Here is a 21,415-nt window from a genome sequence, read left to right as displayed (position 1 = left end):
TGGCCGCAGGCGGCGTGACCTTGACCGATGTCGACGGCGACGGCCAGAAGGAGGCGACCTATACCGCGACCGTGCGTGCAACAGACGGCAGCCTCGCTTCAGGTACACGCAGCGTCACCGTGCGAGTCGAGGACAAGAATGAGGCGCCTGCCATCAGTGCGCAAAGCTTCACTGTTACCGAAAATGCGCCGGGAGCCGGGCAGACAGTTGTCGGCAGCGTCAATTACTCCGACCCGGATTCGCAAAGCTACAACAGGAATCACCGCTTTAGCTTGACAGGTGGCGATACGAGCAGATTCTCCGTTGATTCCACTACAGGAAAAATATACCTTCAGGGTTCTTTGAACTACGAAGCTGCGACCAGTCACCAGATACAAGTTACAACGACGGATAGAGGCGGATCGGGGCTGAGTAGTAGTGCCTGGATAACCGTCAACGTTGCCAATGTCAACGAACTCCCGATATTCCCAGGGAAAGTAATCTCCATTAGCGGGCCCGGAAGCCTGCGGTTAGAGGCATCGGATCCGGACGGCGATTCGCTGTCGTTCACCATAGTCAGCGTTGTATCTAGCTGGGAGGCGATGGGTGGAACATTCTCGATATCCGGGTCAACCCTTAACTATACAAATATCTATCAGACGTATGAGCAATATTTTTACCATGTCACGATGAAGGCGACTGATTCTGGCGGCTTGTCGACAATGACCGAATATAGGATCTCCGTTCTTAAGAAGCCAGGCAGCGGAAAACCTCCCGTTGTTCTTGATCTTGATGGAGATGGTGTGGAGCTGGTTCCGTTGGCGACATCTACGGTCAAGTTTGATATGGACGATGATGGAGCTCGTGATCTAAGTGGCTGGGCTGGCGCCGACGACGGTCTGTTGGTGCTCGATAGAAATGGCAATGGCGTTATCGATGGCGGATCAGAAATTTCGTTCACGAGCGACTTGGCTGGCGCGTACTCAGACCTCCAAGGGTTGGCTGCATTCGACAGCAACGGTAATGCTCGATTCGATTCTGAAGATGTGCGTTACTCCGAGTTCCGCGTATGGCGGGATCAGGATCAGGATGGCATCAGCCAAGCTGAGGAGTTGTGGGGGTTGGCAGACCTAGGCATCGTCTCGATCGACTTGAGCGGAGTGCGGACGGGTCTGGATCCGGAAACCGCGAGCGATAATACGATCTATGCGACGTCCAGTTTTCAAAGAGCTGATGGCTCGCTCGGCATGGTAGGCGATGTGTTCCTGTCCTATGTCGCTGTTGAGAATGTCCCCACGGGAAAGACGTCTCCATCCATGCTGCAGAGAACCGGCTCCTTGTTGGGTGAACATGATGCTTGGGCCCGATTCGCACGCTGGCGAATGGACGGGCAGTGGAGCAACAATAGAACGCTTCCTTACCTGCCGCAGGATGACGATTATCAGGACCGACATGGGAGTCACTGGCATGGTCTGGAAAATGGAAGCGATTCAGATTCTGGTGATGCTGCGCCGGGCAAAGTCGACCGCCGCGCTCATCGTGAGCTAGCTTCTGCACAGGCGATGGCATTTGCGATGCAGAATGTCGCTGGGTCAGAGGCATCGACAGGTGAGCGCACTCCAGAAGCTTCCGCTATGGATCGGGCGCAGTTTCTGCAGTCAATACCGCAGCCGCGCATCGGACAGGATGAGTCGGGATATCTTGGCCAGACGGAGAAAGCACAGAACGAGTATCGCCCGACACACGGGTATTCTCGTTCGGCTTTGCACGACAGGCTAGCGCTAAGTGAGAAAAAGCGCTTTCAGATGGTGGAAGCGATGTCCACGTTCTCGGCACAGCCCTTCGCCGAATCCGGTCTGGGGGTGGCCAACAATCCCAACGCCCTGGAGTTGTTGACCGCGTTGCCTGACCTTAGGATGACGGCATGAACGATAGCGCTGCCAAGCCATCCACAGGTGCATCCGCCCATCCGGGCGCCCCTAAGACCGTTGCCGAAGCATTGGGGCAAGTGGTCTGGCTGCTGAGCCAGTCGCCGCTGCACCGGGAACTGAAGCTGAAGGACCTGGAATGGTCTTTCATGCCAGCTATCCTCAACGAGCAGTTTCGCATCTTTCGCTTCGGCCCCCTGCCGAAGCTGGAGGGTACGGATCCGGAGGAGTTCCGGATGACCGGCTTCAGCAAGGAAGGCATCGAGCAGCTACCGTTAGGTGTGGCAATCTGGGCTCACCTCTCGGAAACGGCCGAAGCGAAGCTGGAACGTGGCGAGCATCTGGAAGCAACGGACTGGCGTTCGGGGGATCGGTTGTGGCTGGTCGAGTTCGTCACGCCGTTCGCGACGCCGGACAACAAGCTTGCAGATACGATGATGCTGGACCTGATGGGCGGCCCCTTCCGTGGCAAGGTTTTCCATCTGCACCGTACCGATCCGACGTCGGGAAGGCGAGACAAGATCAAGATGAAGGGTTTGCCGGTCAAGGCTGTTCCGGACGGCTGACCAGAAAGGTGACGAGTCACTGAGCAGTGGCTGACAAAGAACTGTGGACCTACGATTTGAGGCTATCGCTGCCGAGGATCCGCTCGTCAAGTTCCATGCCCCGTGCCGTCGATCGTGAGCTCGTGCGTGCGGGTGGCCGTCGGGCGTCCGGCTAGGACAGGCTGGCCGTCGCCGCATCCAGTGCCGAGCGCCAGCTTGCCGGCGAGACCTCGCGGCAGGTGTCCGAATTCAATGCGCCCGCGGCGAGGACCACGTCGGGGTCGACTTCGCGCAGCAGTTCCAGGCTCTTCCTGAGCCGGGGCTGGCCCGCGTCGTCCTCGAAAGCGGCCGCCATCCAGGAGTCGCGGTTCGGAACGATGGTGTCGCCGGTGAACAGGTAGGTGCGGCCGTGCGGCGACCGATAGCGAAAGCAGGTGCTCCCGGCGGTGTGTCCCGGCGTCGGAATGACCTCGATGTCGCCGAGCAGCGTCTCGCGCGCTTGCAGCGGCAGGTCGGGGCCGACGCCGCTCGCCTTGCGCACCGCGGCGGCATCGCGCTCGTGCACGCCGAGCGCGGCGTCGAACCGCTGCTTGATCCGCGGCAGCGATGACGAGGCCTCGTGCCAGTGCGCCAGCAGCTGATGGGTGATGCCGCCGAGTTCCTCGATCTGCCGCAGGTCGGCTTCGTCGTCGGCCTGGCCGATGGCCTCGCGCCCGGTGCTGTAGAACAGGATGCCGCCGCCGTCCCGGATGAGCAGGTAAGCATGCGCGGTAGCCTCGGGTTCGCTCGGCACCGGCCGTTCGGGTTGCGTCTGCCAGAGGTCTGGATAGAGCTGCTTCATGTCGCGCTCCTCTCGTGGCGGGAGAGCAGCGTCCGAATCTACACGGGCTGGTGTCGGCTCCGGGTCAAACCGGCGATCGCCGTTCGTGGCGAGCGGCGCACTGCGCCGGAGCGATGTGCGTGCATTCAGCAACCACGCATTCACGCCTGCAGCCGTTCCGCAACGCGGTCGGACGCCTCGGCAGACGGAGGAACGACATGCAGGGAACGGCCGCGCAGTCGCCGCTCCGCCGCAGGCCAAGGTCGGCGATCGCGCCGCATCACGCGCATCGCCTCGATGCCGCAACACCGTGAAGGTCGCGGGTCAGCGATCGATCCGCAGCGCGCTTTCCGGCACCTGCAGCTCCACCGACAATGCCAGGTGGTCCGACAGTGCCGCCGGCATCGCCCGCATGTTGTCGCAGGTCAGCGCACTGGTGACCAGCACGTGGTCGATCGCGCGTTGCGGACGCCAGCTGGGGAACGTGTGCACGGCGCAGGACGGCGGCTGCAGCGAGGTGCTGCGGTACAGGATGTCCATCTCCGGGCGATCCGCGGTGCAGTTGAAGTCGCCCATCAGCACCGCGTGCGGGTGGTCGTGCAGCAGCTCGGCGATGTAGCTCAGCTGCGCGCGTCGCGACTGCGTGCCGAGCGACAGGTGGGCCACGGCGACGGTCAGGCCGGCATCGCCGTCGCCGAACCGCGCCAGCAGCAACCCGCGCCCGCGCACGCGCCCGGGCAGTGGATGGTCGTGGACCTCGATCGGTTCGTACTTGCTCAGCAGGCCGTTGGCGCTGGAGGCGACGTTGGCGACGCGGCGATTGGGCTGGTGGCTCCAGTAGTCGAAACCGCCGCGCTCGGCCAGGTAGTGGGTCTGGTTGGTGAACCCGGAACGCCAGCTGCCCGGGTCACTCTCCTGCAGGCCGACGATGTCGTGCTCGCCGGCCAGCTCGGCGATCTGGTCCAGCGCCCGCCGCTTGTTGCCGGCCGGCAACACATGCGACCAGCTACGCGTCGCGTAGTCGCTGTAGCGGCGCGTGCTGGAGCCGGCCTGGATGTTGGCGCTGAGCAGCCTGAGGCGCTGGACGGAGTCGGGGGCTGACGGCATGGCGTGGGGTCGGCCAGCCTGGCGACGCGCAGCCTACGGCTGCTGCGCGGCGCGCTCGCGGGCGATCAGGTGCTCGGCGGTGTTCAGCACCTGGTCGAAGGAGCGTCCGCTCGTTACCCGGTACTTGCCGTTGATGATCAGGGTCGGCGTGGAATCGACACCGGCGCGGGCGATGAACTGTTCGGCGCGCTTGAGCTTGCCGTTGACCGCGAAGCTCTGCATGGTGCTGGCGAACTTGCCGGCGTCGGTGCCGTGCTGCGCGTAGAACTCGCCGATGGCTTCCGGGGTGGCGTCCTGCACCGGCAGACTGCGCTGGACGTGGATCGCCTCGAACATCGCCTGATGGGTCTTGTCGACCAGTCCCATCGACTCGGCGGCGAAGTACGCCCTGGCGTAGGGCATCCAGTAGCCGCCGAAGGGCGCCGCCACTGCCGTCACGCGGACGTCGGCCGGCTGGCGCCGCTTCCACGCCGACAGCAGCGGCTCGAACTGGGCGCAGGCCGGGCAGGTGTAGCCGAACACCTCGACCACCTCGATCTGGCCGTTGAGCGGCTGGTAAGGCTGGCCGTTGGGGATCTCGACGTAGTCGGTGCCCGGCTGCGGCTCGGGACCCTGCGGTTGTGGGGCCGCGGCAGCGGCCGGAGCATCCGCCGGGGCGTCCGCTGCTTCGGTCGCCGGTGCGGCGTTAGCGTTGGCACCCGGCGCAGCATCGGCGGGCGCCGCAGCGTCCGCGTTGGCCGCCAGCTGCGTGGCCGCCGCCGGTGTGGCGTCGGCGGGGGCGTCGTTCTGGGAGCAGGCCGCGAGGAGCACGGTGAGAAGCAGGGGAAGCAGGCCCAGGCGCTGGTTCATGGCGGTATGCCTCGATCGGTGGAATTCGGGAGTGGCGAACGGCGCGGCCGGGTCAGCGGCTTTCGGCGCGCACTTTTGCGATCAGCTGGTCGGAGATCCGCAGCAGATCCTGCAGGCTGCGCGCCTGGACCCGGTAGCGGCCGTTGATGATGACCGTTGGCGTGCCCTGTGCGCCACTGCGCAGCAGGAATTCGTGCGCCGCGTTCAGCTTTTGCCGGGTCTCGTCGGCGGCCATGGCCTGTTCCAGGCGCTCGCGATCCACGCCGAGTTCGCCGTAGTACGAGGCGATCTCGCCGGTGCTGGCGTTGCGGGCGAGGCCGCCGTTGCGATGCACGGCGTCGAACGTCGCCCCGTGCACCCGCGGCAGTTCACCCAGCGCCTCGGCGGCGAAGAAGCCAGTCGCGAACGGGTCCTGTGCCCGGTAGACCACCGGTAGGTAGGTGAAGCGCACGTGCTCGGGCTGGGCGCGCCGCCAGGCCTCGACCTGGGAGTGCAGTTCGTCGCAGATATGGCAGGCGTAGGAGAAGATCTCCACCACCTCGACTTCACCCTCGGCGACCGGCTGCCAGGGGCTGCCGTCGGCGATCAGTACGTAGTCGCGGCCTTCCACCGGGAGATCGGCGGCCGCGGCCGCGAGCGGCAGTGCCAGCAGCAGGCCGAGCAGCCAACGGAATTGTCGAAAGCCGGGGGAAAGCCTCATCCGGATGTTCTCCGCGCGGACAAAAAAACGCCGGCCGAAGCGGCCCGGCCGGCGGATCGATTCAAGGGCTGTGAAAGTTTCGACCCGCGACCGGCCCGGAAGTTCACTGCCGGGTCGGTTGTTCGGTTTCGGGTGTGGCTTCGGTTTCCGTCACGCCTTCCTCGTCGGAGGCGGCCTCCGGCTCGGGCGCGGTGGCGTCCGGCGCGCCGTCTCCGGCGTCGGCCGGGGCCGCCGGCAGCGGCACCTTGTCCGGGTCGACCTGCGCCATCGCCGCGCGCATGGCGGCGTCGAGGCGCGGGTGCAGGCCTTCCAGATAACTGGCCAGCGCCTGGATCTCCTCGTCGGTCAGGCCCTCGGCCACCGTGTGCATGATCTCGAACATGCCGCTGTCGCGCTCGTTGGTGGTGCCGTCGCGGTACTCCTGCAGCCGCCGCGCGGTGTACCAGGCGGGCTGGCCGCCGACGTGCGGATAAGCCGGGCCGGGATTGCCGGCGCCGGTCGGGCCGTGGCAGGCCAGGCAGGCCGGGATGTCGCGTTCGCTGTCACCGCCGCGGAACAGCTGCTGGCCGACCTCGAAGAACTTCATGTCCGCGTAGGGGCCGGACTCGACCACGGTGTCGTCGGCGATGCCGGCGCCGGCTTGCTGTTGCGCGAAATGCGCGCCCAGGTCGCGCATGTCCTGCGCGCTCAGCGGCGCGGCGAACGGCTGCATGATCGCGTTGGCGCGTTCGCCGCTCTTGAACAGCGCCAGCTGCCGGGCGATGTAGCGCTCGCTCTGGCCGGCGATGCTCGGGTAGATGTCGCGCACCGTGCTGTTGCCGTCGAGCCCGTGGCAGGCGGCGCAGGTACTGGCCAGGGTGGCGCCGCGTTCGGGGTCGCCCCATTCGGCGTCGGCCAGGTCGGCGACCGCGGACTCCTCCAGCGGCGCGGCCTCGATCGGCACCTCCTCGGGCAGGGGAACGGTCGTGGACTGGGCGAAGGCGACCGCACCGGCCACCGCGAGGGCGGCCAGGACAGCGATACCGTAAGCGCGAGCGTGGCGCATTGCTGGGCTCCGAAACACGGGGATCGGGCGCGACCTGCGCCCGGCATGACGCGGAATTATCGTCGGCGGCCGCAAGCGCGGTCAAACCAGCATCGCCGATCGGCGAGGGCGGCCCGGCCGTGCGATGCTAGCGCCATGTCCGATCCCCTCGCCCGCGCGCAATACCGGCTGGCCGCGCACACGCCGGCGCAGCTGCCGCCCGATACCGGTTACGAGGTCGCCTTCGCCGGTCGCTCCAACGCCGGCAAGTCCAGCGCGCTCAACGCCCTGTGCCGGCAGAACGCCCTGGCGCGGGTCTCGAAGACGCCCGGCCGCACCCAGCAGCTGGTGTTCTTCCAGATCGCGCCGCACGAGGACCGTCACCTGGTCGACCTGCCCGGCTACGGCTACGCCAAGGTGCCGCGCGAGCTGCAGGCGCACTGGCAGGCCTTCGTGGCCGGCTACTTCGAGCGCCGCCAGGCGCTCAAGGGGCTGGTGGTGGTGATGGACATCCGCCATCCGCTGCGCGACTACGACCGGCAGATGCTTGGTTACGCGGTGCCGCGCGGACTGCCGGCGCACGTGCTGCTGACCAAGGCCGACAAGCTTGGCCGCGGCGGCGCCGGCAACGTCCTGCAGACGGTGCGCCGCGACCTGCAGGCGGACTATGGCGACAGCGTCAGCGTGCAGACGTTCTCGGCCCTGGCCAAGCAGGGCGTCGACGAGGCCCGCGCGGTGGTCGCCGGCTGGCTCGGGCTCTGAACGGCACCTCCGCCGACCCTCTGTAGGAGGGGCTTCAGCCCCGACCTGCCGAGGATCACGGCGATGAAACGGCGAGCGCACGGTGCCGACCGGGAAGCTGGGTGCGTGGGCCTTTTTCCCGCGTCCCGTTTTCCGGGATCGGGGCTGAAGCCCCTCCTACAAAGGCAACGGGCGTGAAAAGCGAATGTCGAAGCGCCTCGGAGCACGCCCGGCGCCCGCACGACAGCGGCACGCGCGGAACACAGCAGCCCCGGTGGTGGCGCGGATCGGCCGCGGGGCAGCCGTTATAGTGCGCGATTGCGGCGGCGGAAAGGCCGTCGCGCCCGTTCCCGAACCGAGCGCGTCCTTGTCCAGCCCGAGCCACGCCAGCGACGCCCCGATCCGTGCCCGGCAGCAGCTGGTCGACTACATCGCCGAGGGCGAGAAGCCGCGGCAGGACTGGCGCATCGGCACCGAGCACGAGAAATTCGGCTTCCGCCTGGACGACCTGCGTCCGCCGACGTTCGACGGCGAGCGCGGCATCGAGGCGCTGCTGCAGGGCATGGCCCGCTTCGGCTGGGAGGAGATCCGCGAGCGCGGCCGCACCATCGCGCTGCTGCGCGACGGCGCCTCGGTCACCCTGGAGCCTGCGGGCCAGCTGGAGCTGTCCGGCGCGCCGCTGGAAAGCATCCACCAGACCTGCAGCGAGGTCGGCGCGCACCTGCTCGAGGTCAAGACCGTCGCCGATGAACTGCGCCTGGGCTTCCTCGGCATGGGATTCCAGCCGAAGTGGCGTCGCGACGAGATGCCGTGGATGCCCAAGGGCCGCTACGGGATCATGCGCGCCTACATGCCCAAGGTCGGCGGCCTCGGCCTCGACATGATGACCCGCACCTGCACCGTGCAGGTCAACCTCGACTACGCCGACGAGCCCGACATGGTGAAGAAGTTCCGTGTCTCGCTGGCGCTGCAGCCGATCGCCACCGCGCTGTTCGCCGACTCGCCGTTCACCGAGGGCCGGCCCAACGGCTATCTGAGCTACCGCTCGCATATCTGGACCGACACCGATCCGGACCGCACCGGCATGCTCGACTTCGTGTTCGACGACGGTTTCGGCTACGAGCGCTACGTCGACTACATCCTCGACGTGCCGATGTACTTCGTCTACCGCGAGGGCGCGGCTTCAGGACAAAGTTACGCGGATGCCAGCGGGCAGAGCTTCCGCGATTTCCTCGACGGCCGCCTGCCGGCCGCGCCCGGGGTGCTGCCGACGCTGCGCGACTGGTCGGACCACATGACCACCGCCTTCCCGGAAGTGCGGCTGAAGAAGTACCTGGAGATGCGCGGCGCCGACGGCGGCCCATGGAACCGGCTGTGCGCGCTGCCGGCGTTCTGGACCGGACTGCTGTACGACGATGCCGCGCTCGACGCCGCCTGGGACCTGGTGAAGGACTTCACCCTGGCCGAGCGCCACGCATTGCGCGATGGCGTGCCGCGGCACGCACTGCGGCTGCCGTTCCGCGGCGCGACGGTGCGCGAGCTGGCGATGGAAGCACTGAAGATCTCCGCCGCCGGCCTGCGCCGCCGCGACGCCCGCAACGCCCAGGGCGCCGACGAGACGCGCTTCCTCGAGCCGCTGATCGAGTTCGCCGAATCCGGCGAGACCCCGGCCGAGCGCAAGCTCGCCCTGTACCACGGCGAGTGGGGCGGCGACATCGACCGCGTGTTCCGCGAATTCGCGTACTAGTCGCCGGTTGGAAAGAATATTCAGCGATCGTCATGGACTCCCTTTCCCCCGCTTGTGGGGGAGAGGGCTGGGGTGAGGGGGAATGCCGGAGCCGGTTGACGATTCGTCGAGTGGATTGATTCGAGTGGAGCGGGATCTGCGACGTTCGACCTTTCCTCGGCGCCGTGGATCATCAGGCTCCGTCGCCCCCTCACCCCAGCCCTCTCCCCCACAAGCGGGGGAGAGGGAGCAAGCAGCGCTCGGCTCGAGCCGCCTTCGCACGACTGCGGCGAAACGCCGGACTACGAAGGCGAACGATCTCCTGCCTCCGAGACTGCGAAGACGAACGGCCTTCTGCCTCCGCAACCACGCTTGCACTCGAAACCAAGTGTCCGACGGAGTTGTGTAGGCTTGGGGCATGAATTCCCCCACCCCCGATACCGACACGCCCCTGCGTGAACCCGAATTCGCCGAGACCGACGCGCTGCTGCGCGACGACGTGCGCCGGCTAGGCACGCTGGTCGGCGAGGTGCTGGCCGAACAGGGCTCGCCGGCGCTGCTGGACGAGGTCGAGGCGGTGCGCCGCGCGGCCATCGCGCGGCGCGAGGCCGGCGATCCGGTCGACGACCTGGCCGAGCAACTCGCGCGGGTGCCGCTGGCCGACGCCGAGGCGCTGGTGCGCGCGTTTGCCGCGTATTTCGGTGCGATCAACCTGGCCGAGCGCGTGCACCGCATCCGCCGCCGCCGCGACTACCAGCGCGTCGGCGGTTCGCCGCAGCCGGGCGGCCTGGAGGCGGTGCTGGCGCAGCTGCGTGCCGACGGCGTCACCCTCGACGAGGTCGCCACGCTGCTGCCGCGCCTGCGCATCGAGCCGGTGTTCACCGCGCATCCGACCGAGGCGATCCGCCGCGCGCTGCTGGAGAAGGAGCGCGACATCGTGCGCCGCCTGGTCGTCGACATCGATCGCGGCCGCACCCCGGACGAGCGCGTGTCGGACACCGAGCGCATCCGCCAGGCGCTGACTGCGACCTGGCAAACCTCGGAGGCGCCGCCGACGCGGCCGACCGTGATCGACGAGATGGAGCACGTCGGCTTCTATCTCGGCGACGCGCTGTACCGGGTGCTGCCGGCGTTCTTCCGCACCTTTTCCGAGGCGATCGAGCGTGTTTACGGCCATCCGCTGGAGCTGCCGACGCTGCTGCAGTTCGGCACCTGGGTCGGCGGCGACATGGACGGCAATCCCAACGTCGGCGCCGACACGATCCTGGCGACGCTGGCCGCGCAGCGCGCGCAGGTGCTGGGCAACTACCGCCATGACCTGCGCCGGCTGATGAGCATCCTGACCCAGACGCAGGACCGGGTGACGATCGACGACGCGGTGACGCGGCGCATCGAGGAATACCGCACGCTGCTGCCGGGCGCGGCGGCGCGGCTCAAGCCGCGGCAGGCGGACATGGTCTACCGCCAGCTGCTGGCGCTGATGGTCGCGCGCCTGTCGGCGACCGAACGCGAGGACGCGAGCGGCTACGACAGCGCCTCGGATTTCATCGCCGATCTCGCCCTGATCGACGCCAGCCTGGCCAACGGCCGCGGCGAGCACGCGGGTCGCTACGCGCTGCAGCGGGTGCTGCTGCGCGCGCGCAGCTTCGGCTTCCACCTCGCCGCGCTCGACCTGCGCCAGGACTCGGCCGTGCACGACGCCGCGATCGCCGCGCTGCGCGATGATCCCGAGTGGCCGTCGCGTGCGCTGGATAGCCGCACCGGCGATCTGCACGCCTGGATCGAGGGCGAGGCGCCGGCGCTGCCGGACGCCGCCGAGGCCGAGTCGACGCTCGCCGTGTTCCGCGCCGTGCGCAGCGCGCGCGAACGCTACGGCGAGCATGCGTTCGGGCCGTACATCATCAGCATGAGCCGCAACGCCGCCGACGCGCTGGCGGTGCTGGCGCTGGCGCGCATCGCCGGCTGCGTCGAGGACGATGCGGTGCCGCTGGACGTGGCGCCGCTGTTCGAGACCGTCGACGACCTCGAGGCCGCGCCCGGCGTGATGCGCGCGCTGTTCGAGGACCCGCTGTATCGCCGGCACCTGGCCGCGCGCGGCGGACGGCAGACGGTGATGCTGGGCTATTCCGACAGCGCCAAGGACGGTGGCCTGCTGGCCTCGCGCTGGGCGCTGCAGCGCACCCAGGTGGAGCTGACCGCACTGGCGAAGGCGGCCGGCGTACGCATCGTGTTCTTCCACGGCCGCGGCGGCTCGGTCAGTCGCGGCGGCGGCAAGACCGAGCGCGCGATCATCGCCGCGCCGCGCGGCTCGGTCGACGGCAGCCTGCGCGTGACCGAGCAGGGCGAAGTGATCCACCGCAAGTACGGCATCCGCGCGCTGGCGCTGCGCAACCTGGAGCAGGCGACCGGCGCGGTGCTGCGCGCCAGCCTGCGCCCGCGCCCGCCGGAGCCGCGCGAGGACCGCTGGCGCGCGATCATGTCGGAGCTGGCCTCGGTCTCGCGTGCGCACTACCGCGCGCTGGTGCACGAGCGCGAGGGCTTCGTCGACTACTTCCGCGCCGCCACCCCGATCGACGTTATCGAGCGCCTGCAGATCGGCTCGCGGCCGTCGCGGCGGCGCGACGGCGGGGTTGGCAACTTGCGCGCGATCCCGTGGGTGTTCGCCTGGTCGCAGAACCGCTCCGGCCTGACCGGCTGGTACGGCGTCGGCACCGCGCTCGCGCACGGCATCGAGCGCCATGGCCTGGAGGAGATGCAGGGGCTGGCGCGCGAGTGGCCGTTCTTCGCCGCCGCCATCGACGACGTCGAGATGCTGCTGGCCAAGTCCGACCTGGCGATCTTCGAGCGCTACTCGCTGCTGGCCGGCGAGGCGCACGCCGCGTTCTTCGACGATATCGCCGGCGAGTTCGCGCGCACCCGCGACGCGATCCTGGCACTGAAGCAGCGCGACGAGATCCTCGCCGACGACTACCGCCTGCGGCTGTCGATCCGGCTGCGCAATCCCTACGTCGATCCGATCAGCCTGTTGCAGGTGGAACTGCTGCGCCGCTGGCGTGCCGGCGGCGGCGAGGATGCCGCCACCCTGCGCGCGCTGATCGCGACCGTCAACGGCATCGCCGCGGGCATCCAGAACACGGGGTGAGCGCCGGCGAATCGCGCCGGTGCGATTGCCGACACGTCCGCCCTCGTAGGAGCGCGCCATGCGCGCGATGCCGCGGGTATCGTGCCGCCTGCGAATTTCGGTGACCCGCGCGCCGGCCGGTCCGGAATCGCGGCGTCCACCGGATTCCGCTGGCACCCGCGGCATCGCGCGCATGGCGCGCTCCGCGGGGTACTGCCCGTAGGAGCGGCCCATGGCCGCGAAGCCGCGGGCGGCTCCGGTTGCCGTGGCGGCGAACCGCGGCGGCTTCCAGCTGCGACGGCATCGCGCGCATGGCGCGCTCCTACGCGCTATACTCCCCTCCAGTATTCAGGGCGCCGCGAATGCCGCACTCCCCAGCCGAAAAGAAGCGCGTCCTCACCCGCCTGCGCCGCATCCGCGGCCAGGCCGAGGCCCTCGAGCGCGCGCTCGAGGCCGGGGCCGAATGCGGCGCGGTGCTGCAGCAGATCGCCGCCATCCGCGGCGCGGTCAACGGGCTGATGTCGGAGGTGCTGCAGAGCCACCTGCGCGAGGAACTCGGGCAGATCGCCGCGCCGTCGCCGCGCAGCCAGGCCAGCATCGACGACGCCGTCGCGCTGGTCCGCTCCTACCTGAAATGAGCTATCCCCAAATGATCCGGATCCGGGAGGAAACCCCATGAAGTCACGTGCCGCCGTCGCGTTCGCAGCCGGCAAGCCGCTGGAGATCGTCGAGATCGATGTCGCCCCGCCGCAGGCCGGCGAGGTGCTGGTGCGGATCACCCATACCGGCGTCTGCCACACCGATGCCTTCACCCTGTCCGGCGACGATCCGGAAGGCGTGTTCCCGGCGGTGCTGGGCCACGAGGGCGGCGGCGTGGTGGTGGAGGTCGGCCAGGGCGTGACCTCGCTCGCGCCCGGCGACCACGTGATCCCGCTGTACACGGCCGAGTGCCGCGAGTGCAAGTTCTGCAAGTCCGGCAAGACCAATCTGTGCCAGGCGGTGCGCGCCACCCAGGGCAAGGGCCTGATGCCCGACGGCACCACGCGCTTTTCCTACCAGGGCAAGCCGATCTACCACTACATGGGCACCAGCACCTTCAGCGAGTACACGGTGGTGCCGGAGATCTCGCTGGCGAAGATCGATCCCGAGGCGCCGCTGGAGAAGGTCTGCCTGCTCGGCTGCGGCGTCACCACCGGCATCGGCGCGGTCCACAACACCGCGAAGGTCGAGGCGGGCGCGACGGTCGCGGTGTTCGGCCTCGGCGGCATCGGCCTGGCGGTGATCCAGGGCGCGGTGCAGGCGAAGGCGGCGCGCATCCTCGCCATCGACACCAATCCCGGCAAGTTCGAGCTGGCGCGGTCCATGGGCGCGACCGACTGCGTCAATCCGAAGGACCACGACCGGCCGATCCAGGAGGTCATCGTCGAGATGACCGATGGCGGCGTCGACTACAGCTTCGAGTGCATCGGCAACGTCGACGTCATGCGCGCCGCGCTCGAGTGCTGCCACAAGGGCTGGGGCGAATCGGTGATCATCGGCGTCGCCGGCGCCGGCCAGGAGATCCGCACCCGGCCGTTCCAGCTGGTCACCGGCCGTGTCTGGCGCGGCTCCGCGTTCGGCGGCGTCAAGGGCCGCACCCAGCTGCCGGGCATGGTGGAACAGTCCATGCGCGGCGAAATCGACCTCGATCCCTTCATCACCCACACCTTGCCGCTAGAGCAGATCAACGAAGCCTTCGACCTGATGCACGAAGGCAAGTCGATCCGCACCGTTATTCATTTTTGAGAGCCGTGATTGGGGATTCGTGATTCGTGATTCGCAACAGCGAAGAGCGGCTGCCGGATCACCAACGATCGCCCCCTTGCGGCTCTACCGCTCTTTCGAATCACCAATCACCAATCACGAATCACGGCCCCCCCCATGACACAACGCCTCGAACACCGCGCCTGCTTCGGCGGCTGGCAGGATGTCTATCGGCATCGTTCCGAAGTGCTCGGCTGCGAGATGACGGTCGGCGTGTACTTTCCGCCGCAGGCCGATCCGGCGCACCCGCGGCACGCGCCGTGCCCGGTGCTGTACTGGCTGTCAGGGCTGACCTGCAACGAGCAGAACTTCATCACCAAGGCCGGCGCGCAGCGCTACGCGGCCGAGCACGGGATCGTCCTGGTGGCGCCCGACACCAGCCCGCGCGGCGAAGGCGTCGCCGATGCCGAGGGCTACGATCTCGGTCAGGGCGCCGGCTTCTATCTCAATGCCACGCGCGAGCCGTGGGCGCGGCACTACCGGATGTACGACTACATCGTCGACGAGCTGCCGGCCTGGGTGGAAGCCGATCCGGTGGTCGGCGATGCACGCGCGATCAGCGGTCATTCGATGGGCGGCCACGGCGCGCTGACGATCGCGCTGAAGAATCCCGGGCGCTACCGCAGCGTCTCGGCGTTCGCGCCGATCGTGGCGCCGTCGCGGGTGCCCTGGGGCGAGAAGGCGTTTGCCGCCTATCTCGGCGACGATCGCGAGGCATGGCAGGCGCACGACGCCACCGAACTCGTGCGCTCGGCCACCGAAAGGCTGCCGCTGCTCGTCGACCAGGGCGGAGGCGATGAGTTCCTCGACACCCAACTGCGTCCGCAACTGCTGCAGGCCGCCTGCGAGGCGGTCGGCCATCCGCTGCAGCTGCGCATGCGCCGCGGTTACGATCACAGCTACTACTTCATCGCCAGCTTCATCGGCGAGCACATCGCCCATCACGCCCGCGCCCTCGCCTCCTCGTAGGAGCGCGCCATGCGCGCGATACCGCGGGCATGGCGCCGCCTGTGAATTTCGGTGGCCGGCGCGCGTGCCGGTCCAGAATCGCGGCATCCACCGGATCCTGCCGACGCCCGCGGCATCGCGCGCATGGCGCGCTCCTACGAAGCTGGGTCGTGCAGCAGGAAGTCGGTGTAGGCGAAGCGATCGTCGCGCAGCACGGTCTCGCCGCGCACCAGGTCGAGTGGAGACGCGAACATCGGGCCGTCGCCGACGCAGGTGTGGAATTCGCCGTTCTCGCCGCAGGGATCGACCCCTTCCGGCAGCTCGGCCAGCAGCGCGCGATCGAAATCGCGGCCGGCGAACCCGGCATCGAGTTGCTGCGTATCCACGCAGCACAGGTGCGTGCGCATGCCGGCGGCGAGCATTCCGGCGGCCAGCGCCGCGGTGTCGGCGCCGAACAGCGGGAACAGCGGCGTCCAGTCGAGCCGTTCGCACAGCGCCTCGCGCCAGGCGCGGATATCGGCCAGGAACAGGTCGCCGAACGCGATCCGCCGCAGGTCCGGCCAGCGCTGCCGCGCCTGCGCCAGCGCCTCGGCGAACGCCGCCTCGTAGATCGCGTTGTCGCAGTCGCGCGGAATGCACGCCTCGATCAGCGGCAGCCCAGCCGCGGCGGCCTGTGCCAGCAGCACTTCGCGCCGGACGCCCTGCATCGATGAACGCCCGTAGCCCTCGGTGAGCGTGGTGACCAGCGCGATCACTTCGACATCGTCGCGCTGCCGCAGCACATGCAGGGTCCACGCCGAATCCTTGCCGCCGCTCCACGACAGCAGCACCGGATCGGGGCGGCTCACCGCGGCGCTCCTGGTGCTGCCTTGACCTCGCGGGCCGGGCTCATCCGGCGCGGACGTCGCGCAACTCCCACGCACTGCCGGCCAGCAGCCGCAGGCGGTGTTTGAACACACTGCCGGGAATCGAGGTGGTGGCCACCAGGTCGATCTGCAGGTCGTTCTGCTCGCCGCGCACGTGTGCCTCCGGATCGGTGACGCCCAGGGCCGGGTCGACGTTGTCCGGATCCTCCTGCGCATCGCGCCAGCGCGAGAACAGGGTGTCGGTGCGCAGGGCCTCCTGCAACTCGTCGGCGAAGCCCTCGGCGCCCTGCGAGCGGAACGAGAACTCGCCGCTGCCGCGCAGTGCGTCCGGGTCGGGCAGGCGGATGAAGTAGCGTGCAGTCATGAGTGGTCCGATGGTGACGGAGCGGCAGCGTGCCGCGCAAGCCGTGAGCAGATCGTCACGAGAACGTATGCGCCTCGGCGGCGAAGCCGATCGTCAGCGAGCCGACGCCGACGTTCACCATGCCCGTCAGGCTCATCACTGTCTCGAACACTTCGACGTTGTGCGCCTGGCAGGCGGCGATCAGCGGCTCGTAGCCGGGCAGCCAGCGCATCGCATCGATTTCGCCGCCGTAGCTCAGGCACAGCGTCGGGGTGAGCAGGCCAGCCTCGACGCGCCGGGTGGCGAATCCGAACAGTTTCTCGATGGCAGGGTCGAACCCGCGCAGCTTGGCGACCGGGCCGGTGTCGCCGCGATGGCAGTGCAGGATCGGCTTGATGTCGAGCGCGCCGCCGATGGTCGCGGCCAGCAGGCCGACGCTGCGGTCGCCGCGGTGCTTGGTGCGCGCGCGCAGGTAGCCGAGGTCGCGGGGCACCATGTAGGTGTAGCTGCGGCTGGCGAGGAACTCGAGCCGCGAGCGGATGTCCGGCGCCGCGGTGCCGGCGTCGCGCAGGCGCACCGCCTCCACCGGCAGGATGCCCTGCCCGGCGAACACCTGCTGCGAGTCGATCACCCGCAGCGCGAACGGGGTGTTGTGCCCGGCCTGGACGCGGATCAGCCGGTATTCGTTGAGGATCGCGAAGCTGGCGGCGGTGGCGTTGTCATAAACCTGGCTGCGGCTGCGGGTCACCGTCAGGCAGAACACGTAGTCGTAGTCGATCACCAGCTGGTCGAGGAACAGGTCCTTGATCTTCTCGGCCGGGAATGCCGCCGTTTCGGCGGTGTGTCCGCGTTCGACCACGTGCGCATGGACGAAATCAAGGGTGGCCCGCTCGTCGCGATGATCGGCCAGTTCGGCGCCGCCGATGCGCACGGTGACCGGCAGCAGCCGCACGTCGTTCGCCTCCAGCCACGCCAATGGCAGGTCGCAGGCCGAATCGACCACGATGCCGATGCGCATGTGCATCCCTCCCTGGGAGCGGTCCTCCAACGCACTTTACGCCATCCCCGCGCGGCGATCACCGCGGGCGGTCAGCCGCGCGTGACGCCGACCGGCAGCGAGGCCAGCCGCCGCATCTCCGGATCGTCCAGCAGGTCCGGCTGGCGCAGCACCGCCATCGCGAACTCGTGCGCGTCGTCGCCCCAGAAGCGGTCGTCGCCGATCGCCAGGGTCGGCACCCCGAACACGCCGGCCTCGATCGCGGCACGGGTATTGGCGTGCAGCGCGGACTTGACCGGCGGATCGGACACCGCCGCCGCCCGCAGACCCAGGTGCTCGATCACCGGCGCCAGCGCCAGCACGCTGTCGCCGGCGTTGCCCTGTGCCCAGATCCAGTCGAACACGGCGTCGATGGCGTCCACCGTACTGCCGGCGGCGATGCACAGCCGCAGCGCCGCCAGCGGGTTGAACGGGTGCGCCGGCGGAAACCGCAGCGGCACGCCGTCGCGGCGCGCGCGCCACAGGACGTGGCGGTAGGCGAACTCGCGCTTGCCGGGGATCTCCGCCGGTCCCCGGTTGCCGACCGCATCGAGCACCGCCGCGAACAGGATCGGCACCGGCGTGATGGCGTGCGCTTGCAGCGGGCCGCTGCGCAACTTGCGCCATTGCAGGTAGGAATAGGGGGAAATGAAGTCGAAGTACCAGCGGGCTGTCATGGGAGCCTCCGCGATGGGATTTCGATTGTCGCCGATCGGCGGGCGATGTCCTGTCATCGGTTTCCGTCGTCCGCCAGCCTGGGGCACATCGACATTCGCTCCCATGCCCGCTGTCCTAGTAGGAGGGGCTTCAGCCCCGACCGCGCCAAGCAACCCTGTCGGCGGCGACCACGATGAACGCGCCGCCGCGCGTTGCGAAGGCAAACAGCGGCAGAGAGTATCTACCGTCGGACCGCGCGCGCTGTCGGGGCTGAAGCCCCTCCTACAGGTGGGCGGAGGGAGCGACCGTAGAGACGGTTTAGTGCGAATAGGCCCTCGGCAGCCCGCCCTCCGACGCCGGCGTCAGCGTACGCAGGTAGCGGTCGCGCAGCTCCGTCTGCCGCGAGCGCATCGGGATCGCGCGGCCGTCGAACCAGACCTGCTCGGCGACACTGGCGACGTCGAGCGGATCGCCGCTCCACAGCGCCAGGTCCGCGCGCATGCCCGGGGCGATGGTGCCGAGGCGGTCGGCGACGCCGAAGGCCTCGGCGGGCACCCGGGTCAGTCCGGCGAGGCCGTCCTCCCAGGGCAGGCCGTTGGCGACCGCGTTGCCGGCCAGCTGGCGCACCTTGCGGGCGTTGTGCGAGGCGTCGCCGGACTGGGTGAAGCCGACCTCCACCCCGGCGGCGCGCAGCCGCGCCGCATTCTCCAGCGTGGCGCCGAGCTGGTCGAAGTTGCCGGGCAGGTTGGCCAGCGGATCGACGAACACCGGCACCTTGGCGGCGGCCAGCTGCGGTGCCAGCTTCCAGGCCTCGGCGCCGCCACTGATGGCGATGCGCACGCCGTGCTTCTTCGCCCAGCGCAGCAGCTGGCGGATGTCGGCGGCGCGATGCACGCCGACCACGATGCGGCCGTTGCCATCGAGGTAGCGCGCCAGCGTGGCGCGGCCGGCGGGCGTGAGCAGGGCGGCGTGGGAGTCGGCGGCGATGCGGCCGCGGGCCTCGTCCACCAGCTGGTCGAGCAGCATCCACTGCGCCGCGCGCGCGTTGCCGGTCAGCTCGGCCGTGTGCGCGCCGATCTGCACGAACAGCAGCTTCGGCCCGGCCGGCTCCGGATCGCCGTCCAGGCGCATCACCGCGCCCTGGCCGCCGATGATCGATCCGCCGGCGTTGCTGCCGGCACTGAGCACGGTGAAGCCGATGCCCTCGATCGTCGAGACCGGGATCAGCACCGATTCCGGGTTGTAGCCCAGGGTGACGTCGAACTCCGGCCGCACCACCATGTGCTTGGCGTCCATGCCCAGCGCCAGCGCGGTATCGTTGGTGCTGTCCTCGGCGGACACCTCCTCGATGCCGAGGCCGGTGATGCCGCCGAACAGCGCCGGGGTCAGCGGCTTGCCCTGCGCATCGACCGTCTGCACGCCGTCGGCGACCAGGCCGCTGCCGACCTCGACGATACGGCCGCCGCGCACCAGCACGTCGGCGTTCTGCAGCGTGCCGCGGCCGGTGGCGGTGTGCACGGTGGCGTTGCGGATCAGCAAGTCCTGAGCGAGGGCGGGAGCTGCCAGGGCCAGTGCCAGCAGGCAGGCGAGGCCGGTTTTCGTCGCCATCTCTGCGGATGCAGGAAGCGCCTTGCAACGGCTTGCAAGGCTGGTCATCCATTTTGTTTTTCGCCTTCCGATCGAAGAGGCAGGATCAAAATGGATTCCAGCGTTCGCTGGAATGACGGCGCGGGGGTTGGCACGGTTGCCGGCGTTCATCGCACACCTCCCTGCGGGCCGTACTGGCCGAGCATGAAGTCCGAAACCGGCTGCCGCGAACGATCGCCGCGGTCGTAGATGCGGGCGCCGTCGACGTAGACCTGTTCGGCCTGCGCGTACACGCTGAAGGGATTGCCGTTCCACAGCACCACGTCGGCCATCTTGCCGGGCTCCAGGGTGCCGGTCTGCTCGAGGATGCCCATCGACAGCGCCGGATTGCGCGTGACCCAGCGGATCGCGCGTTCCGGCGGGATGTCCATGCCGGCGCGGCGGGCGTTGGCCATCACCTTGGCCGCCTCCTGGTTGAGGCGCTGGATGCCCTCGCTCGAATCCGAATGCACGATCGCGCAGCTGTTGGCAGGGCGGTCGACCAGGGCGATGTTCTCCTGGATGCCATCGAAGGCTTCCATCTTGAAGCCCCACCAGTCGGCCCACAGCGCACCGCAGATGCCTTCCTCGGCGAGTCGGTCGGACAGCTTGTAGGCCTCCACGCCGTGGTGGAAGGCGGCGATCCTGAAGTCGAACTCCTTCGCCAGGTCCATCATCACCGCCATCTCGTCGGCGCGGTAGCAGTGGATGTGCACCAGGATGTCGCCGTTGATGGCGCCGGCCAGGGTGTCGAGCTTGAGATCGCGCTTGCCGTTGTCGCCGTTGTCGTCGTCGCTGGACGACGATTGCCACCAGCGTCGCGGCTTTTCGTCCTTCGGCTTGTGCTTGCCGAGGTATTCGGCGGCGTCGATGAACGCGGCGCGGTAGCCGGCGACGTTGCCCATGCGCGTGGCCGGGCCGCCCTTCTCGCCGTAGACGCGCTTGGGGTTCTCGCCGCAGGCCATCTTCAGCCCGTGCGGTGCCCCGGGAAACTTCATGCCCTGCACGGAGGTGGCCGCGACGTTCTTCAGCGTGACCCCGCGGCCGCCGACCAGGTTGGCCGAGCCGGGCAGGATCTGCAGCGCGGTCACGCCGCCGGCGAGCGCCGCGGCGAAGCCGGGGTCCTGCGGCCAGACCGAATGCTCGGCCCAGACGGCGGCGGTGACGGGACTGGTCATCTCGTTGCCGTCGCTGTGCGCGCGCATGCCCGGGCTGGGATAGACGCCCAGGTGCGAGTGCACGTCGATCAGCCCGGGCGTGACCCACTTGCCGCTGCCATCGACCCGGGTGGCGCCTTCCGGCGCCTGCAGGCCGGCGCCGACCGCGGCCACCTTGCCGTCGACCAGCAGCACGTCGGCGCCGTCGAGGCGTTCGCCGGTGCCGGTCAGCACTACCGCGCCGGTGATCAGTACCGGCGGCGCCGAGATCGGGCGATAGGTGCTGGCATAGGGATCGTCGGCGAAACGCGACTTGCGTGCGTCGTCGTCGGCGTGGGCGGGAGCGATCAGCAGCACCGCGGCCAGCGCGGCGGTCAAGGGTCGGAGCATCGGCGGTTCCCCGGGAGCGACGGAGCAAACCTGCAAGCTAGCCCGCGCC

General features: G+C 68.8%; 18 protein-coding genes and 1 pseudogene. 8 read left to right on the top strand and 11 right to left on the bottom strand.

Annotation, left to right across the window (positions count from 1 at the left end):
* Both FXO19_RS14865 and FXO19_RS14860 read left to right on the top strand, forming a co-directional pair.
* Positions 1-1,907, top strand: a 1,907-nt coding sequence (locus FXO19_RS14865) for a cadherin repeat domain-containing protein (protein WP_223115519.1), incomplete at its 5' end; no start/stop codon positions are given.
* Positions 1,904-2,473: a toxin-activating lysine-acyltransferase gene (locus tag FXO19_RS14860; protein WP_149195892.1), complete on the top strand. Its 570-nt coding sequence runs from the start codon at positions 1,904-1,906 to the stop codon at positions 2,471-2,473. The genes FXO19_RS14865 and FXO19_RS14860, both read left to right, overlap by 4 nt.
* Positions 2,474-2,624: 151 nt before the next feature.
* Here the strand turns inward: FXO19_RS14860 and FXO19_RS14855 are convergent, their stop codons facing one another.
* From FXO19_RS14855 to FXO19_RS14835, 5 genes and pseudogenes are all read right to left on the bottom strand, one after another.
* Positions 2,625-3,293 carry an MBL fold metallo-hydrolase gene (locus tag FXO19_RS14855; RefSeq protein ID WP_149195891.1) on the bottom strand — a complete coding sequence of 223 codons (669 nt, stop codon included), beginning with the start codon at positions 3,291-3,293 and terminating at the stop codon, positions 2,625-2,627.
* A 303-nt stretch (positions 3,294-3,596) separates the two neighbouring features.
* Positions 3,597-4,379 carry an endonuclease/exonuclease/phosphatase family protein gene (locus FXO19_RS14850; protein ID WP_149195890.1) on the bottom strand — a complete coding sequence of 261 codons (783 nt, stop codon included), beginning with the start codon at positions 4,377-4,379 and terminating at the stop codon, positions 3,597-3,599.
* 33 nt (positions 4,380-4,412) lie between these two features.
* Positions 4,413-5,228 carry a thiol:disulfide interchange protein DsbA/DsbL gene (locus FXO19_RS14845; RefSeq protein WP_149195889.1) on the bottom strand — a complete coding sequence of 272 codons (816 nt, stop codon included), beginning with the start codon at positions 5,226-5,228 and terminating at the stop codon, positions 4,413-4,415.
* A gap of 52 nt (positions 5,229-5,280) precedes the next feature.
* Positions 5,281-5,928, bottom strand: a complete 648-nt coding sequence (locus tag FXO19_RS14840) for a thiol:disulfide interchange protein DsbA/DsbL (RefSeq protein WP_149195888.1) — start codon at positions 5,926-5,928, stop codon at positions 5,281-5,283.
* 271 nt (positions 5,929-6,199) lie between these two features.
* Positions 6,200-6,973, bottom strand: a pseudogene (locus FXO19_RS14835) (c-type cytochrome); the annotation flags it as partial.
* A gap of 135 nt (positions 6,974-7,108) precedes the next feature.
* Between FXO19_RS14835 and yihA the strand changes: the two are divergent.
* From yihA to fghA, 6 genes are all read left to right on the top strand, one after another.
* The gene (yihA, locus tag FXO19_RS14830; RefSeq protein WP_149195886.1) at positions 7,109-7,714 is read left to right on the top strand and encodes a ribosome biogenesis GTP-binding protein YihA/YsxC; all 606 of its coding nucleotides are present in this window, start codon (positions 7,109-7,111) and stop codon (positions 7,712-7,714) included.
* Positions 7,715-8,060: 346 nt separating this feature from the next.
* Positions 8,061-9,440 (top strand): glutamate--cysteine ligase, encoded by a 1,380-nt coding sequence (locus FXO19_RS14825; protein WP_149195885.1) that lies wholly within the window; start codon positions 8,061-8,063, stop codon positions 9,438-9,440.
* A 397-nt stretch (positions 9,441-9,837) separates the two neighbouring features.
* Complete coding sequence (gene ppc, locus FXO19_RS14820; RefSeq protein ID WP_149195884.1) at positions 9,838-12,561, top strand: phosphoenolpyruvate carboxylase; 2,724 nt, start codon at positions 9,838-9,840, stop codon at positions 12,559-12,561.
* A gap of 341 nt (positions 12,562-12,902) precedes the next feature.
* Positions 12,903-13,178 carry a formaldehyde-responsive transcriptional repressor FrmR gene (gene frmR / locus FXO19_RS14815; RefSeq protein ID WP_149195883.1) on the top strand — a complete coding sequence of 92 codons (276 nt, stop codon included), beginning with the start codon at positions 12,903-12,905 and terminating at the stop codon, positions 13,176-13,178.
* Between the two features lie 37 nt (positions 13,179-13,215).
* On the top strand, positions 13,216-14,325 hold the full coding sequence (locus tag FXO19_RS14810) for an S-(hydroxymethyl)glutathione dehydrogenase/class III alcohol dehydrogenase (RefSeq protein WP_149195882.1): 1,110 nt from the start codon (positions 13,216-13,218) through the stop codon (positions 14,323-14,325).
* A gap of 135 nt (positions 14,326-14,460) precedes the next feature.
* Positions 14,461-15,312, top strand: coding sequence for an S-formylglutathione hydrolase (gene fghA / locus FXO19_RS14805; RefSeq protein WP_149195881.1), 852 nt, complete (start codon positions 14,461-14,463; stop codon positions 15,310-15,312).
* Positions 15,313-15,446: 134 nt separating this feature from the next.
* On the opposite strand, the gene FXO19_RS14800 is transcribed toward fghA, so the two are convergent.
* The 6 genes from FXO19_RS14800 to FXO19_RS14775 all read right to left on the bottom strand — a co-directional run bounded on the left by FXO19_RS14800 (position 15,447) and on the right by FXO19_RS14775 (position 21,366).
* Positions 15,447-16,139, bottom strand: coding sequence for a Dph6-related ATP pyrophosphatase (locus FXO19_RS14800; RefSeq protein WP_149195880.1), 693 nt, complete (start codon positions 16,137-16,139; stop codon positions 15,447-15,449).
* A 40-nt stretch (positions 16,140-16,179) separates the two neighbouring features.
* Positions 16,180-16,521: a hypothetical protein gene (locus FXO19_RS14795; protein ID WP_149195879.1), complete on the bottom strand. Its 342-nt coding sequence runs from the start codon at positions 16,519-16,521 to the stop codon at positions 16,180-16,182.
* A 55-nt stretch (positions 16,522-16,576) separates the two neighbouring features.
* Positions 16,577-17,518 (bottom strand): DegV family protein, encoded by a 942-nt coding sequence (locus FXO19_RS14790; protein WP_149195878.1) that lies wholly within the window; start codon positions 17,516-17,518, stop codon positions 16,577-16,579.
* Positions 17,519-17,589: 71 nt separating this feature from the next.
* Positions 17,590-18,213, bottom strand: coding sequence for a 2-hydroxychromene-2-carboxylate isomerase (locus FXO19_RS14785; RefSeq protein ID WP_149195877.1), 624 nt, complete (start codon positions 18,211-18,213; stop codon positions 17,590-17,592).
* Between the two features lie 298 nt (positions 18,214-18,511).
* Complete coding sequence (locus FXO19_RS14780) at positions 18,512-19,801, bottom strand: amidohydrolase family protein (RefSeq protein WP_149195876.1); 1,290 nt, start codon at positions 19,799-19,801, stop codon at positions 18,512-18,514.
* 146 nt (positions 19,802-19,947) lie between these two features.
* On the bottom strand, positions 19,948-21,366 hold the full coding sequence (locus FXO19_RS14775; protein ID WP_149195875.1) for an amidohydrolase: 1,419 nt from the start codon (positions 21,364-21,366) through the stop codon (positions 19,948-19,950).
* Positions 21,367-21,415 lie beyond the last annotated feature (49 nt).

It is taken from the genome of Luteimonas suaedae (assembly GCF_008312895.1).
Classification (GTDB): Bacteria; Pseudomonadota; Gammaproteobacteria; order Xanthomonadales; family Xanthomonadaceae; genus Luteimonas; species Luteimonas suaedae.
The sequence above is the reverse complement of the archived record's forward strand: the minus strand, read 5'-3'. Positions and strand labels throughout refer to the sequence as shown.

Bases quoted from the DNA above. Each gene is read 5' to 3' on its own strand.
- FXO19_RS14860 (WP_149195892.1), top strand. From the start codon at position 1,904: ATGAACGATAGCGCTGCCAAGCCATCCACAGGTGCATCCGCCCATCCG.
- FXO19_RS14855 (WP_149195891.1), bottom strand. From the start codon at position 3,293: ATGAAGCAGCTCTATCCAGACCTCTGGCAGACGCAACCCGAACGGCCG.
- FXO19_RS14850 (WP_149195890.1), bottom strand. From the start codon at position 4,379: ATGCCGTCAGCCCCCGACTCCGTCCAGCGCCTCAGGCTGCTCAGCGCC.
- FXO19_RS14845 (WP_149195889.1), bottom strand. From the start codon at position 5,228: ATGAACCAGCGCCTGGGCCTGCTTCCCCTGCTTCTCACCGTGCTCCTC.
- FXO19_RS14840 (WP_149195888.1), bottom strand. From the start codon at position 5,928: ATGAGGCTTTCCCCCGGCTTTCGACAATTCCGTTGGCTGCTCGGCCTG.
- yihA (WP_149195886.1), top strand. From the start codon at position 7,109: ATGTCCGATCCCCTCGCCCGCGCGCAATACCGGCTGGCCGCGCACACG.
- ppc (WP_149195884.1), top strand. From the start codon at position 9,838: ATGAATTCCCCCACCCCCGATACCGACACGCCCCTGCGTGAACCCGAA.
- frmR (WP_149195883.1), top strand. From the start codon at position 12,903: ATGCCGCACTCCCCAGCCGAAAAGAAGCGCGTCCTCACCCGCCTGCGC.
- FXO19_RS14810 (WP_149195882.1), top strand. From the start codon at position 13,216: ATGAAGTCACGTGCCGCCGTCGCGTTCGCAGCCGGCAAGCCGCTGGAG.
- fghA (WP_149195881.1), top strand. From the start codon at position 14,461: ATGACACAACGCCTCGAACACCGCGCCTGCTTCGGCGGCTGGCAGGAT.
- FXO19_RS14795 (WP_149195879.1), bottom strand. From the start codon at position 16,521: ATGACTGCACGCTACTTCATCCGCCTGCCCGACCCGGACGCACTGCGC.
- FXO19_RS14790 (WP_149195878.1), bottom strand. From the start codon at position 17,518: ATGCGCATCGGCATCGTGGTCGATTCGGCCTGCGACCTGCCATTGGCG.
- FXO19_RS14785 (WP_149195877.1), bottom strand. From the start codon at position 18,213: ATGACAGCCCGCTGGTACTTCGACTTCATTTCCCCCTATTCCTACCTG.
- FXO19_RS14780 (WP_149195876.1), bottom strand. From the start codon at position 19,801: ATGGCGACGAAAACCGGCCTCGCCTGCCTGCTGGCACTGGCCCTGGCA.
- FXO19_RS14775 (WP_149195875.1), bottom strand. From the start codon at position 21,366: ATGCTCCGACCCTTGACCGCCGCGCTGGCCGCGGTGCTGCTGATCGCT.